The sequence below is a fragment of the Salegentibacter sp. Hel_I_6 genome (genome assembly GCF_000745315.1).
Classification (GTDB): domain Bacteria; phylum Bacteroidota; class Bacteroidia; order Flavobacteriales; family Flavobacteriaceae; genus Salegentibacter.
In genome coordinates this window covers 126981-142532 of the sequence record NZ_JQNQ01000001.1, presented here as the reverse complement: position 1 = coordinate 142532, position 15552 = coordinate 126981, and the positions used below count along the sequence as shown (strand labels likewise).

The following is a 15552-nucleotide window of genomic DNA, read 5'->3' as shown; positions in this document are numbered from 1 at the left end:
ATTTTAGAGACCAATTATTAAATCAACTAAGCCGACAAATCCGCGTCCCTACTCCCGTAACTTGCGATAACCGAGACCGTTGGCAACAATTTCTTTAGAACATTTCAAATCCTCATTAAAATAAACTTATTTAAAAGAACTAAATTTGAGAAACGCTTAATCTAATATGGAGTTTGATTTTTCAAAACTTAACGATAGGGAGTTTGAGGCATTATCAGCTTCAATAATTGAGAGAATTCTATCTAAAAGGGTTGAGATTTTTAAGGCAGGAAGAGATGGAGGCGTCGATGGTCGATTTTGGATAGGGAAAGATAAAGAGGGTATTATTCAATGCAAACATTATTTCGAAACGCCTTATAAAAATCTTATTTCTAAATTAAAATCCGAAGAATTTAAAAAGGTCCAAAAACTAAATCCTAGTCGTTACATTTTCGTTACTTCTAAAAATCTATCCAAAGCTAATAAAGAAGAAATACAGCAAATTTTTGATCCTTTCATTCTTAGAGAAGATGATATTTATGGTAGAGAAGATCTAAATAGGTTTTTGTCAAAACGAGAAAATAAGGACATTGTTGAGGAAAATTTCAAACTATGGATTACAAGTTCTTCAATTCTGGACAGCATTTATAATAATGCGATCAAAGGGAGAAGCGAAAGCACTATCCGTGAAATAAAAGAAAGTAACTATAAATATGCGATAACTGAAAATCACCAAAAAGGATTAAAAATTTTAGAGGAAAAAAATGTAATCATTTTAACTGGTGAACCAGGCATCGGCAAAACTACTCTGGCCGATAATTTAGCATTAATCTATATCGCTAAAGGTTATGAATTCTGTGATATTGAAGAAAGTATTAGCGAAGCTGAAAGTTTATTTAGACAAAAAGAAAAAAGAAAGATATTATTTTATTGTGATGATTTTCTGGGAAGTAATCTTTATGATGCCATTAATAACAAAAGGGATTCTCATATTGTAAAATTTATTAATAGAGTTGTTCAAGATAATTCGAAAAAATTCATCTTGACTTCAAGAACTAATATTTTAAATAAGGCATATAGCTTTAGTCATCAATTTCAAAATAATAGGATCCGTGATAATGAATTCTTACTTAGGGTAGAAAATTTGACCTTGATTGATAAAGCGAAAATTTTATATAATCATATATATCATTCACACTTAGCTAAAGAATATATCGATAAGATATATCAAGAAAAGCGTTATAAGGAAATCATTAAGCACAGGAATTTTAATCCTAGAATCATAGATTTTATAACAGATAGTATTAGAGTTGGTAATGTTACTCCTGAAAAATATTGGAATTATATAAAAAAGAGTTTAGAACATCCTGAAGATATTTGGGCTGATTACTTTCAAAATCAAACAGATGATTGTGTACGTGCTTTGACATTTCTAACCGTATATAATAATGGAAAAATTCCAGAAGATGCACTAAGACAATCTTATGACCGGTTTCTCAAAATTCATCCCGTTAATTTGGGGGATCATTCTGATAAAAGTTTTGAAGCAGTTAGAAAACTTGCCACGAGATCTTTGTTGAATAGAAATCAAACTGGAGTGAATAAATATGAATACACGTTATTTAATCCATCTATTGCAGATTTTATTCTTAATTCGTATTCGGAAGAAAATCAATTAATTTCAAATATTTTGATTTCATTAAATGATGAAGCTGCAATAAGTTACTTTAAAAGTATATCCTTATCGGAAAAGGTAAAAAAATCAAACTCCAGAAAGATTCAAGAAAATTTATTTTCTGAATTTTTTCAAGAAAAATTAGAAGAAGAAAACTGGGATTTTTTAATAATATTAGTTTATCTAGATTGTTTTAATATTCAGCTAAATAGCGAAATAAAACATTTCATTCAGTCTATCATAAACTCTGAATACTCAAATGGTAAAAATCTATATGAACTTCTGATAATTTTATCAGAAGTGGAACCAAAAATTGAATTCAATAATTTTGATTTTTTACATGGTTTTGTTGATCGTGATTTAGATGAAGATACCCTTAAGACATTGTTGGATTTTATTGAAGAATTTAACGTCGAAGACTCCTATATATTATCGTTGGTAGAGAATCACTTAGAAGTTTTTTTAGAAGAAATGTCATCAGGATCTAATTTAGATATTGATTTTTCCAAATATATAAATAACAGATATTATCCAGACGGATATAGTGACATTGAAATTGACATATCCGGAGCAGAGTCTGAAGCACATGACAGACTCAGCGATTATTTATCGGACTTTAATCAATCGGTTTTAGAAAGAATTGATATTAATATTGGGAATATTGTATCTAATTTAGATATGGATCATATGGCTAACACCTATTTAGAGAGTTACTCACGTGATTCTTATTACGATGAAGATTATAGAGGAAGCTATAGATCTAGTTACTCTTCAGAAGATGATATAGATTCAATCTTCGAAAGATAAAATAAAAGGATAAGAAACAGTTGCCAACAAAGAACTAAGCTAACTTCCAAGCATTTTATCCTAATCTTGACGCATAATTTTCATCGTATGGTAAACCTGATGTAGCCACAGCAAATGCCTGTTTTAATAGTTTATTACATACAGCAATAAGCGCAAGCTTCTTACTTTTACCCTTGGCTATTATTCGTTCATAGATATCCCTACAGGCTTTATTGTGTTTGCAGGCTGTAAAACTGCACATAAAGAGTAGATTTCTAAGTTTTGGATTTCCTATTTTACTGATCCTACTCTTACCTCGTACACTAGATCCAGAGGCACGGATGGTTGGCGTAATTCCAGCATAGCAGCATAATTGACTTGCGTCCTCAAAGCTGGTAAAACCATGGGTTAACACTATTAACATTATGGCTGTTTTATTACCCAATCCAGGTATACTTTTTAGAAGCGTCAGTTGTTTTTGCTGATCATCCTTAACAATCTCTGTTAATCTGGACTCCAAAGTTTTTATCTCATTTTGCAATACTTTAAGCGATCGGTTGAGCGAGTGATAAACTACTTTTGAAGGTTTACCAAGTACCTTTTCTCCATGAAGTTTATTCTTTAAAGCGGTACTCTGCTTTGTATAGATAGCTATTAAACGAAGTATTTGCAGAGCCTCGGCCTGACTCTTGTCTCTTGCTGTGTACAAAGGAACTTCATTGGTGCTAGCATATTCACATATCGCTTTGGCATCAGACTTATCAGTCTTAATTTTTGATAATTTCATCTGGATAAAACGCTTCACAGACAAAGGGTTTACTACCGAGACCTTGATCCCCTTCTCATAAAGAAATTGTGCTAACCTATAATGGTAATATCCCGTAGCTTCCATAACCACCAGATCTTCTTTTATTAAAATCTTTAAAAAACTTTTAAAGCCTGAGACATTATTTTTGAATTGAAAATGTTCTCCCGTGGAGTTGACCACATCAAATACTCCTTTACTGATGTCTACTCCATAAATTTGATTATTTTTATTCATAAGAAATTGATTAAGAAAGGACACCTACTTTGGTTTTCATCGACTTAAAAACGAGATCCACGTCTCATAGAACTAAACGAAATTAAAGTAGAAAAGAGAGGGGATTATCAATGTTGACGGAATCTTAAGTTCCTACGGTTCATATAACCTTACTCCTCTCTTTTGTTCTTTCTGGTTAACTATCAAAATTTAGAGAATTTAAACTTAAGACGATTCATCGCAAATAGCCGGTACCGTTAGTAAGAAAATAATTAAATTCACCAACAAACCAGGTCTAAGCCGACAACGCCGCGTTCCCTACTCCGCCAACTTGCGGAGACCGTTGCCAGCAATTTTCAGAATGATTTTGACTAAAAGAATACTGACTTTAATTTTTCTAATAATAACAGGCACTTCAATTCTTAGTTGTTCAAATTCAAAGAATAATAAAAGATTAGAATATGAAGATTACGATCCAGAAGAATTTTATGAAGTAATTGGCAGAGTCAAAGAAAATAGATTGAGTTACCATATTCCAAAAACGAATATTCTATTTTACGAATACTTTCTTGGAAAAGAAAAACCATTAGAAGGATACGAAGAAAACATTAAAGCACGCCTTAAAGAAGGTGAAAAATTTATTGCTTTAGTACATAAAAAAGATAGTACAATAAGCTTCTTCGGATATGTGGATCCAAGGTTTAGAAAAGAGTCTTTCGAAAAAGCTAGAAAAAAAGCGAATAAAACATTTACTAAAAACTAATCAAGATAATATGAGAAGAAGTCTAAAATGGATAATTCCAATAATAGTTGTTTTAGCAGTTGTCTTTTACTTGTTTTCATCATCCGGAATGGGAAAAGTTGCAACTGATTTAACCCAGGCATATACAGATCAAGAACTCTACAATAATGCTATTGAGAAGGCTAACTCCGACCAAAGAGTATTAGATGAAATTGGAGAAATTCAGCCTATAGACAAAATGACTATTTTAAACGGAGAAGTCAATTTTTCAAATGATAATCAAACAGTAAATTCAACTATAAAAGTTGAGGGTTCAAAAGGAAATGGAAAATTAGATTTAACAGCAGAAAGAGAAAATCAAAGCTGGCGTTACGAAAAGGTGAAAATTCGAATTGAAGATCCTGAAAAGAAGAAAAAAACTATTGAAATAATAAACCTGCCCTAAAATTGCAGGCAACAAAGAACTAAGCTAACTTCCAAGCATTTTATCCTAATTTTGATACATAGTTTTCATCATATGGCAAACCCGATTTTGCCACTGCAAAAGCCTGCTTAAGGAGTTTGTTGCACACAGCGATAAGGGCGAGCTTCTTACTTTTACCTTTTGCTATTATTCGTTCGTATATTTCTCTACAGGCCTTATTATGTTTACAAGCTGTAAAGCTGCACATAAACAGCAAGTTTCTAAGTTTTGGATTTCCCATTTTACTAATCCTGCTTTTTCCTCTTACACTGGATCCAGATTCTCGGATGATAGGAGTGATTCCTGCATAACAACATAACTGGCGTGCATTCTCAAAATTGGTAAAACCATCGGTTAACACCAATAACATAATGGCTGTTTTATTACCCATTCCCGGAATACTTTTAAGGAGTGTCAGTTGTTTTTGCTGCTCATCCTTAACAATCTCTGTTAGTCTAACTTCCAGAGTTTTTATCTCGTTTTGTACTACTTTAAGTGATCTGTTTAGCGAGTGATAAACGACTTTTGACGGTTTCCCCAGAACCTTTTCTCCATGAAGCTTATTCTTTAGGGCTGTACTCTGCTTAGTGTAGATATCTATCAGACGAAGTAATTGAAGAGCCTCGGCCTGGTTCTTGTCTCTTGCCGTGTACAAAGGAACCTCATTAGCTTTAGCGTATTCACATATCGCTTTGGCATCAGATTTATCGGTTTTAATCTTTGAGAGTTTCATCTGAATAAAACGTTTACTCCTCTTTAATTCTAGAAACTAGAAAAAGAGTCAATCATTAAACTTATTTTTTCAATTACCATACTCCCCTTCAGCATATGATGCTACAATAGTGCTACTGGGAGTTTTCCGATTGTTGGGAAAATCAAAAAAGTAAATTCCATTTGGTAAACCGTTGGAAAAAGTAATTTTAACCCAACCACGGCTATCTCCTCCAAACCCTTTATAAAGATAATTTGCTTTAATTGCTGTAGGTCTTCCCTGGTTATCATTAGATAAAATGTTTAATCCGCTTATACTTCCTCTTTGGTATCTATTGAAAGCCCAGGTTCTTGATTGGTCTGAAACCAGATCGTCTATCAATTTGGTATAATCGTGAGATCCAGTAGGGCCTCCTGTTTTTTTCATAGCTGTATATTTGCTTTCTTCCGCCATAACTATCGGTTTTTCGTTTAAAGCAAAGGCTCTAAGGTTTTCTTCCAGTCTTCTAATTGCAGGACTATCGCAGCTATTTATATTGAGAATATGCGACATATCATAAAGTAATGCTTTGGATTTGTGAATTTTATCAACAGAAAAGCCTATTGCATTACCGGTATTCATTTCTGAAACTAATTCGCCCAGATAATTAATTCCCAGAAATTTTTCAAGCTCTAATTGAGCTTCGTATAAGTCTTTGCGAGCATAGAAGCCAGAGGGTTCTTTTATATAGCGAATACAGTATCTATTTATCTCAGCACCATAACCATTATATTCAACTCTCCATTTATTACACACATCATCCATGATCATTACTTTAGAAGAGGGAAGAGCATCATCGCATCGTTTTCCGTAATTTCTTAGGTAGTTGGCATAGATTTGAATAAAATCTGAATCGTCTCGTTTAATATCAACATTTTCAAAATGACCCCTGAAAATATTATCTAACAATTCGGCATTATATAATCCGTTTGTATTAAGCTCCAAATTTTGTGCAGTAGTAGTAAAGGTAAAAATGACAAACACCGAGCTTAAAATGAAATTTGTTCTTTGGTTTAAACGTTCCATCTTAAAAAGGTTTTTTTTATTAATAGTGTATTAAAAAGATTCTGGTATGAACCTATATGCAATCCTTCATAGTTAAGAAGGGGGTGTTTGTAGGGAATCAATATTAAAGTTATCAATCCTGATTTAACTATTAAATAGGGGAAATCCTTATAATTCTGATTTTAAAAATTCAATTTGCTTGAGAATATAAAAATTGAAATGGGAAAATACCCGGATTTGAAATCTTCAGAAATCTCTACTATTTCTAAGATTAATCCACAAAAACTTCAATATTTTTCCTATTTTTAAGACCTCTTTAACAGAGAACGGGCAGAAGCAACTCCCTACAGTCTTTTGCCTTAATCAATAAACCCCAATTTCTGCATGCAGACGGAACAAGAAGTAAATTCTGGTAATCTATCTATACTCAAGCCTCGCAAAGCTCTCAATAAAGCTTTTTTAAAGGTAAAACCAAACCGCTCACAGATCGAGCAGTTTAAAGCTAATCTTATTCAGTTACTGGATAGAACTAATGATACTGAAAGTGAAGAATTCCATAAGAACCTTGTAACAGATTTTCTTAAGAAAACATATTACGATCCCAATCACTTTATAAATACCAAGGGAAGAAATGACCTGGTTATTCATAACGGCAATAAAGCCAAAAGCAATGTAGGGGTTATTATTGAAGCAAAGAAGCCCACTAACCGGGCAGAGATGCTGACTAAGGATAAGATAAACGTTAAAGCATTCCAGGAGTTGGTGCTTTATTATCTGCGGGAGCGCATTACCCATAAAAATCTGGAAATAAAATATGTGATCGCCACCAACATCAATCAGTGGTTTATCTTTGATGCCAATGTTTTTGAAAAGGCGTTTGCACAGAACAAAAAGCTGGTAGGTCAGTTTACCGATTTTGAAGCCGGAAGACTTAGTGGAACAAATACCGACTTCTTCTATAAGAATATAGCTGAACCTTTTATTGCTGAAATGAAACAGGAACTGGAGTTTACCTGGTTCGATATTAATAATTACGAAAAGCCACTTCGGAATAATAATCCTAAGGATGACAATAAGCTGATTGCCCTTTATAAATTATTGTCGCCGGAACATCTATTAAAGCTTCCTTTTACCAACGACAGTAATAGCCTGGATAAGCGTTTTTATGGCGAGCTACTTCATATTATAGGTCTAACCGAAACCAAGCAGGGCGGTAAAAAAATAATTGAACGCCAGAAAGAAGGGCAGCGAAATACCGGTTCATTTTTGGAAAATGCCATTATTCAGCTGGATAGTATGGATAAGATTGGCCGCTTGGAAAATGCATCTCAGTTTGGAGAAAACCACCAGGAACGGCTTTTTAATGTTGGGCTGGAACTTAGCATAACCTGGCTAAACAGAATCCTTTTCCTAAAGCTTTTAGAAGCGCAACTGGTTACTTATCACAAAGGAGATAGATCCTATGAATTTCTTAGCTTAGACAGAATAAACAATTATGATGATCTAAATAGCTTGTTTTTCCAGGTATTAGCTCGTCAATATTCTGAAAGAAATGATGATGTAAAAGCCCTTTTTGAAAAGGTACCGTATCTCAACTCTTCCCTTTTTGAGCCTACAGATATTGAGCATAGTACGCTTTTTATAAGTAATCTTCGAGACGATAAGACTTTGCCTATTTACAGCGCTACGGTGCTAAAAGATAAAAAAGGAAAGAAAAGAAGCGGTGAACTCAATGCCCTGGAATATTTATTTGAGTTCCTTAACGCTTACGACTTCAGCAGTGAAGGCGGGGAGACCATACAGGAAGATAATAAGACCCTCATTAATGCTTCGGTACTAGGGCTTATTTTTGAAAAGATAAACGGCTATAAAGATGGCTCTTTCTTTACGCCCGGTTTTATTACGATGTATATGTGCCGCGAGACCATTAGGAAAGCTGTGGTACAAAAGTTTAATGAAGCCAAAGACTGGAATTGTAAAGATCTGGATGAAATATATGATCGTATTGAAGACCGGCAGGAAGCCAATGAGCTTATTAATAGCCTGAAAATCTGTGATCCTGCGGTCGGCTCCGGTCATTTTTTAGTTTCGGCGCTTAATGAGATGATCGCCATTAAAAACGATCTGAACATTCTACAGGATCGCTCCGGAAGACGGCTTAAGGAATACCAGGTGGAAGTGGTAAATGATGAACTTATCGTAACTGATGAGGACGGGGAACTTTTTGAATATAATCCTACAGCAAAAGAAAGCCAGCGGATACAGGAGGCGCTTTTCCACGAGAAGCAAAAGATCATTGAAAACTGTCTTTTTGGAGTGGATATTAATCCTAACTCAGTTAAGATCTGTCGACTGCGGTTGTGGATAGAATTATTGAAGAATGCTTACTACAAGAATGAAACGGAACTGGAAACCCTTCCAAATATTGACATCAATATTAAATGCGGAAACTCCCTGATAAGCCGATTTGACCTGGATGCCGACTTAAGCAAGGCGCTTAAGAAAAGTAAATGGAATATTGACAGCTATCGCAGTGCCGTAGATACCTACCGGAACGCTCAAAACAAGGAGCAGAAACGTGAGATGGAAAAGATTATCCAGGATATTAAAAGTGATTTTAGAAGTGAGATTTCAGGAAATGATCCTAAATTTAAGAAGCTTCAGAAAATAAAAAGTGAGATCTTTTTAATGTCGGAACAGCCTAAGATGTTTGAAATTTCTAATAAGGAAAAAGCAGGCTGGAACAAAAAGCTGCAAAAACTCACTAAAGACAGCAAAAAACTTGAAACTGAAATCCAGGAAATAAAAGACAACAAGATCTATGAAAATGCCTTTGAGTGGCGATTTGAATTTCCGGAAGTGTTAGATGAAAATGGGGATTATTTAGGTTTTGATGTGGTGATTGGGAATCCGCCGTACGTGCAGCATAGAGAGTTAGCGCATTTTCGTGCTAATTTTAAAGAGAACTACTCAGTTTATTCTGGGACGGCTGATATTAGCTCATATTTTTTTGAAAGATTTACCAAGGTTTTGAATCTAAATGGAATTATTTGTGTCATAAATTCTAATAAATTTTTTAATACGGAATATGGGAAACCTCTCAGGAATTATCTATCGAACTATTCCTTTGTTTCAATTATAAATTTTGAACAAGTACCAATTTTTGATGAAGCTCTTGTTTCAAGTGCAATTATCACTATTGCTAATAATAATGACTTTGAAAATTTTGAATATGTGAAATATTTTAAAGAGAAAGTTGATACACTTCAAAATCCAGAGGAGATAAATAAGCGTAGTGTTATAATTGAACAATCATTCCTTAAGAATGATAATTGGCTTTTTAATGATCTTAATTCCAGTGCTATAATTAATAAAATACAGGCTAAAGGAAAAACTATAGCCAATATTTCTGGAATACAAATTAAAAGAGGGTTGACTACTGGTTTTGATGATGCTTTTATAATAAATAAAGAGAAATACGATAAACTTAGTGGAGGCACTAATTCCAACAGTATTATCCAAAAGGTTCTAAAGGGACAGGATATAAACAGATATAAAGTAAATTTTCATAATCGTTGGCTTATAAACTCACATAACGGAATTAAAGGGATTGAGGAACCAATTAAACTGGAAAAAGACTTTCCATTAATTTTTGATCATCTGGTGAACATAAATTTAGAAGTAAATGGGAGAGTTGAAAATCGATCTGATCAGGGAAAACATTGGACAAACCTAAGAAGCTGTGCATTCATACAGGATTTTTCAAAACCTAAAATAGTTTGGGGTTTAATTTCTGGTAATTGGGACTTCGCTTTCGATGATGCTGGTTTTTTCCTGACAAGTGCATCCTTTTTTCTAGTCTCAGATTCTATAGACCCAAAATTTATTTTGGCCTTATTAAATTCTAAGCTTTATCAATTTTACTTCATTCACGTTGGAGAATATACAGCTGGAGGAGCTTTTGTATTAAAGAAAAAATCTATTGAAAAATTTATCATTCCAGATTTCCAGTTTGAAGAGCGACAAATATTTATTGATCTAGTTAATAAAATCCTTACAGCTAAGGAACTTGATGAAGATACCAATGAATTAGAAGAGCAAATTAACCGGTTGGTTTATGAACTTTATGGATTAACGGAAGAGGAGATTGGGATTGTGGAGGAGGCCCTCATATAGGAAATGCAGAAAAAGATTTGCAATAATTGAATAATTTAAGTTAGTCCAAAAAATGAATTTCGTAGATATTTCTACTCTAAATATCGATACAGAACTGGATGCGTTAAGACGAGGGACCCAACGTTATAGTCTCTTAATTTATCAACATAAAGGAGTCTTTTTTGCTGATGAAAACCGGATTGGAAATAATGATCAGAAAGATGCTGAAAAAAAGTTTATTAAACTTTTAAAAAAAGCCAAGGTTGAAAATATTTCATTAGTTGTATCGCCTGAATATTCCTGTCCTAAATCTGTCGTAGATTTAATTATTGAAGATGAAAGTCTAAGACCCTCTAATAATAAACTTTGGTCTTTAGGTGGAGAATCTTTAAATAAAGATGATTTAAATCAATTGTCTGAAATAAATAATGATAGTGTTTACATTCATTTTGAAGATGTTCACAATGATTCGGATAAAAATTATGTTGATCCTTTATACTACATATTCCTTGGCCAACATGATGGAACTGAAAAACTTATTGTATTAATTCAATTTAAGAGTTGGCACATGGGAGGTTTATGGTCTAGTCAGTTAGAGCCAGACAACCTTATTCAAGGCAGCGATGTTTACGTAATTAAGAATGATGAAAATTCAGTTAGATTAATATCCTTAATTTGTTCCCAAGCAATGAATTTTAATCCAACCTTGGAACAAAATCTAATCGATAATCATGGTTGGGTGGACTCTCCATTTTTATTTTTAAGTCTTCAGTTTAACCCCAATCCCTCTCACCAAAACTTTATTGATTTCAAAAAATTTGTTTTAACCAGGGAAAAACGAGAATTGATCACTTTAAATTGGGGTATGGAGACTTGTTTCCCAAATGGTAAGAAATTATATGATGAGTACAATGCGCCTAGAAGTGGTATATACTTTAAAACATCGGATGTAGAATTAGATTATAAGCCAAAAAAGATTATAGATAATCACCAAAAAGGTTTATATTTTTTACAGATAAAGCGTAAGAAACGAGTTTACTTTTTAAATAGAAAAATTGAATTATTTAAAATTCATAACAAGTCTGTAGATATTGCCGAAGGAGTTGACGAACAACAACGAAGAGAAGGCCCAACGGCCAGCAATGTTTATGTATTTGATGATTTTCATGAAATAGAAGAAATTGAAAAAGTAGAAGACAATCATATAGATTTTCTAGAGGATAGAGGTATTACTAATAGCTATTTACTAGATCGAGATATTTCAGTCGTTAATAAGGAGAGATTGTTCAATATTTCGAACGGTCAAGTAGAAGGAAACAAAGAAAATAAGTGGGCTGAAGTAATACATCTGAATAGTTTTATTTTAAATGAATCAGATGAATGCAATAACAGATTAACATATTTAGAAGACAGCTATGAATCTAGCGAACGTATAAGGAGTATAAATTGTTCTAATCTCATTGAGTTGGATGTCAACATTATTTCAGATAAAGGGACATATCCTCATAGTATAAGACATTTAGCAGAAAAAGAAATTAAATTGGCATTTGCTGAAAATGCGGACACATATAAGTATAAATATAATGTTGTTAACAAGCACGAGGATATAGAAAAAGCTACTGTATGCTATATAGGAAGTGCCGTATCACAACAATTGGTTAATAAAACATACGATGAATTGCAAAAATTATTTGATCCCGATTCTCCGGGTAAAAATACGATTGTAGTCTTTTTCAAAAATGGGAATGATATTCTAGACAAATCTAACCCAGATGCAGGTAGTATAACCGAACCCCCTAAAGACGATAGTTCAATATTCTAAATTTCTATGAACACAGAACAATTAATTGACCGGACAAAATTAATCTTTACTGATCTTCAGGAGGTAAATGACAATTTGTATAAAGCCAAATTACCTATCAACGATAAAGTTGCAGGGATATACTACTTAAATTTTAATAATAAAATCACTGAAGACGATTTTGAAAAATTACAGTATAAATACCTGGCAGATGAATTCTATAAACAAGAAAAATCTCTACAATGGAATATTTACTTGTTATTTATTAATAGTAATCTTACGGAAGAATTAAAAATAAAGATTTTAAGGGACGATAAATATGGACGTAAATTAGTTTTTACTGATACTGAATTCCTAGATTACTTTGAACTGGAAAAATCCCAACAATCAGATTTACCTGATATTATTTCCACCTGGAAAGAAGAATTGAAATCTGTTGGTTTACAAGAATTGTATAGTTCAAATTCAGTAGAGGGAATTTTAAGAAATTTTAAAGCAGATTCAGCTAAAGAGATCGTAGAAAAGACTGAAAAAAATCTGGAACATGTTCCCATTGTAAAGAAAATAAATTCTTTAAGCTTACAAGATAACTATAGGTCATATCCTTTAAAAAGGCACTTCCATTTTGGAAAAGTCAATTTATTTACTGGCTCGAATGGTGTGGGGAAAACAAGCCTGATGGAGGCAATTGAATTCGTGCTAACAGGTAAAACATTAAGAAATAAAAAGAAAGCTAACGATGGTTCAATTGAGGCTGTTTATAATGACAATATAAAAGATAGCTATAACCACAATAATGCATATTATAAAGAAAGAGGGGCGAAATGGTATGAAAGACGTTTATCTGAGCAAGGCAATAAAACCTATGAGTCTTTTAATCAATTCAACTTTTTTAACACTGATACCGCTTCAGTGTTTGCAAACTCAGATCATAAAAATCAGATAAATGAATCTTTGAAACAGATAATTTTAGGTGAAGAATATACTATTTTAAAGGATCGAATTATTAAAGTAGAAAACAGATTACGTCCTGAATTAAATAAAACTAAGGAAGAAATTCAAAGAAAAAATAATAATTTTCAGAAAAACGAGAACCGTATTGATGAATTAAAATCTGAAAAAAACTTTGAAGCATTAAAAGAGGATATAAAGAGAAATATTCTTAAACTAGGTTATAAAAGCTCAATTACCGAATCCCAATATTCAATTTCTGAATTGTATATTAATGAAATTAGTAATGAAATTACATTTCTACAATCAGAGGATTGGATCACTGACTTTAATAGGTTTACTGAGATCAAACAAAAGGTTCATAATCGTAATTTACTTGTTTCAGAAAGTAAAGAGCAATTTAATCTTAACAATAAACAAATCGCTTTACTTACTGAAAAAAATCAGAGACTAAAATCACTCGAAACCAAGGTTTATCGCCTATTGGAATATTTCGAATTGGAAAGCATCTCAAGAATAGATGGTTTAGAAGAAAATCTTTCAAAAGTTAAACTTGAACTCTCCATAATTGATACTTTGAAAGATCTGAATAACCTTGAATTGGATATTCTTCAATTGAAAAACGAAACAAAATATTTACCAATACTATTGGAAGAAAAACAAGATCTAATAGATAAAAAACAGCAGCTATTAAATCAGGAAAAGATGGAAGTAAAAAAAATAGAAGAGACTTTTTCTACCCTGGAGAATCTAACTAGCCAGATAAAACTTCTAGGTAAGGAAATATTGGCTCATGATGCTCATACGGAAAATTGCCCGCTCTGTGAACAACAAATCTCTAGTGCAGATTTACTCGTAAAACTTGAAAATGAGTTTAAACAAAATTTTGATAAAAGTATTTTAAACGAAAAAAAATCCAAATTAAATGAAACAGTAAAAGAAATAGATCTTCTACAACAAGAACTTCAAAGCCTGAAAAAATATTATTCTACTGTCTCTCAGTATTTAAAAAACTCTGAAGTTTTGACATTCATGGATATAGATAAAAAAGTTAAGGAGGTAGTAGAAAAAGAAAACGTAGTAGCTAAAGAAAAAAATGAATTAGAAAACTTAATATATCAATTAAATAATATTGAGGGAAGTGTTTCTGAATATAATGTTTTAAAGGGGGAATTAGCTAAGGAGTTTTCTGGCCAGGAGATTTCAGGATTGGAATCATTGAAATTACTAAATAATTCCTTGGAAAAAGATAGGGTCGATAACTCGAATAATATTGAAAAATTCCAAAATGATAATGCAAGGATTATTAACTATTTAAACATATCCCTGAATCTAAAAGAGTTTATGGACAATATTGAAAATATCGAGAATATTGTCAAATCAAACCAGTCTAAAATTGATTCGATAGCATCGAGTTTTGAAAATCTAAAAAGTTATTTAAGCGTTCCTAATGACAAGTCAATAGATGCTATAGCTAAGGAGTTGAATTTATTGAATGAGAATTTAAAATCATATAGAGAAATTGAAATTAGTCAAAGAGAAATACAAAAGTTATTAGCTGAGAACGAAAAGATAAAAAATGAATTACCCGAAATTAAAGGGTTAAACAGTAGATTAGTTAAGGCTATTAAATCTTTAAATAAATTATCATCAAATAGTGAGGATGCAATTTTAGAAGGGTACTTTAGGAAAAATCTAAATGAGATTAAAGATATTTATAGGACGATACATACTCCTAAAGAGTTTTCAGATATAAAATACCAAGATAAAAATTTGGTATTATTTAAAGAGAATAAGGAATTTCAAATTTCTGAAATAAGTACCGGTCAAAGAGCTGCATTGGTATTGTCTATTTTTATCAGTTTGAATAGGAAACTGAAAAATGGACCAAATATTTTAATCTTTGATGATCCTGTTACCTTTATTGATGATTTTAACGCATTATCATTTTTAGATTTCCTGCGTTATTTCATAGTTAAAGAAAATAAACAGATTTTCTTTGCCACGGCTAACAAAAAGTTCTCCGCATTATTTAAAAAGAAATTTGATTTTTTGGGAGAGGGAGTATTTAAAGAATTCCAACTGGAAAGATAATGTGGGATCTAAGCTTAGGCTAAAAAAGGTGTTTATTTATTATATCCCAAGTAATCCTAAAAAATCTTCCTACGTGAAATATTTTACCACTGACTTTTAGTATCGAAAATTAATTAAAGACAGAATAAA

General features: G+C 32.3%; 8 protein-coding genes and 1 pseudogene. 6 read left to right on the top strand and 3 right to left on the bottom strand.

Going from position 1 to position 15552, the window contains the following annotated elements; all coding sequences use genetic code 11:
• Nucleotides 1–166: 166 nt before the first annotated feature.
• A complete protein-coding gene (locus FG27_RS18560) occupies nucleotides 167–2461 on the top strand; it encodes a restriction endonuclease (protein WP_051935715.1) in 2295 nt (764 codons plus the stop codon).
• A 55-nt stretch (nucleotides 2462–2516) separates the two neighbouring features.
• On the opposite strand, the gene FG27_RS00590 is transcribed toward FG27_RS18560, so the two are convergent.
• Nucleotides 2517–3482 (bottom strand): IS110 family transposase, encoded by a 966-nt coding sequence (locus FG27_RS00590; RefSeq protein ID WP_037321858.1) that lies wholly within the window; start codon nucleotides 3480–3482, stop codon nucleotides 2517–2519.
• A gap of 340 nt (nucleotides 3483–3822) precedes the next feature.
• Here FG27_RS00590 and FG27_RS00585 point away from each other — a divergent pair, with 340 nt between their 5' ends.
• Together FG27_RS00585 and FG27_RS00580 are read left to right on the top strand one after the other, a co-directional pair.
• Nucleotides 3823–4224: a hypothetical protein gene (locus FG27_RS00585; RefSeq protein ID WP_037314183.1), complete on the top strand. Its 402-nt coding sequence runs from the start codon at nucleotides 3823–3825 to the stop codon at nucleotides 4222–4224.
• Nucleotides 4225–4234: 10 nt separating this feature from the next.
• Nucleotides 4235–4648 carry a cytochrome c oxidase assembly factor Coa1 family protein gene (locus FG27_RS00580; protein WP_037314181.1) on the top strand — a complete coding sequence of 138 codons (414 nt, stop codon included), beginning with the start codon at nucleotides 4235–4237 and terminating at the stop codon, nucleotides 4646–4648.
• Between the two features lie 40 nt (nucleotides 4649–4688).
• Here FG27_RS00580 and FG27_RS00575 read toward each other — a convergent pair.
• Nucleotides 4689–5414, bottom strand: a pseudogene (locus FG27_RS00575) (IS110 family transposase); the annotation flags it as partial.
• A gap of 54 nt (nucleotides 5415–5468) precedes the next feature.
• Complete coding sequence (locus tag FG27_RS00570) at nucleotides 5469–6443, bottom strand: hypothetical protein (RefSeq protein WP_037314179.1); 975 nt, start codon at nucleotides 6441–6443, stop codon at nucleotides 5469–5471.
• Nucleotides 6444–6806: 363 nt separating this feature from the next.
• Between FG27_RS00570 and FG27_RS00565 the strand changes: the two genes are divergently transcribed.
• Genes FG27_RS00565 through FG27_RS00555 form a run of 3 tightly spaced genes read left to right on the top strand, consistent with a single transcriptional unit; the run spans nucleotide 6807 to nucleotide 15423 of the window.
• Entirely contained in the window at nucleotides 6807–10598 is a 3792-nt protein-coding gene (locus FG27_RS00565) for a TaqI-like C-terminal specificity domain-containing protein (RefSeq protein WP_037314176.1), read from the top strand.
• A 52-nt stretch (nucleotides 10599–10650) separates the two neighbouring features.
• On the top strand, nucleotides 10651–12399 hold the full coding sequence (locus tag FG27_RS00560) for a hypothetical protein (RefSeq protein ID WP_037314174.1): 1749 nt from the start codon (nucleotides 10651–10653) through the stop codon (nucleotides 12397–12399).
• 6 nt (nucleotides 12400–12405) lie between these two features.
• Entirely contained in the window at nucleotides 12406–15423 is a 3018-nt protein-coding gene (locus FG27_RS00555) for an AAA family ATPase (protein ID WP_037314171.1), read from the top strand.
• Nucleotides 15424–15552 lie beyond the last annotated feature (129 nt).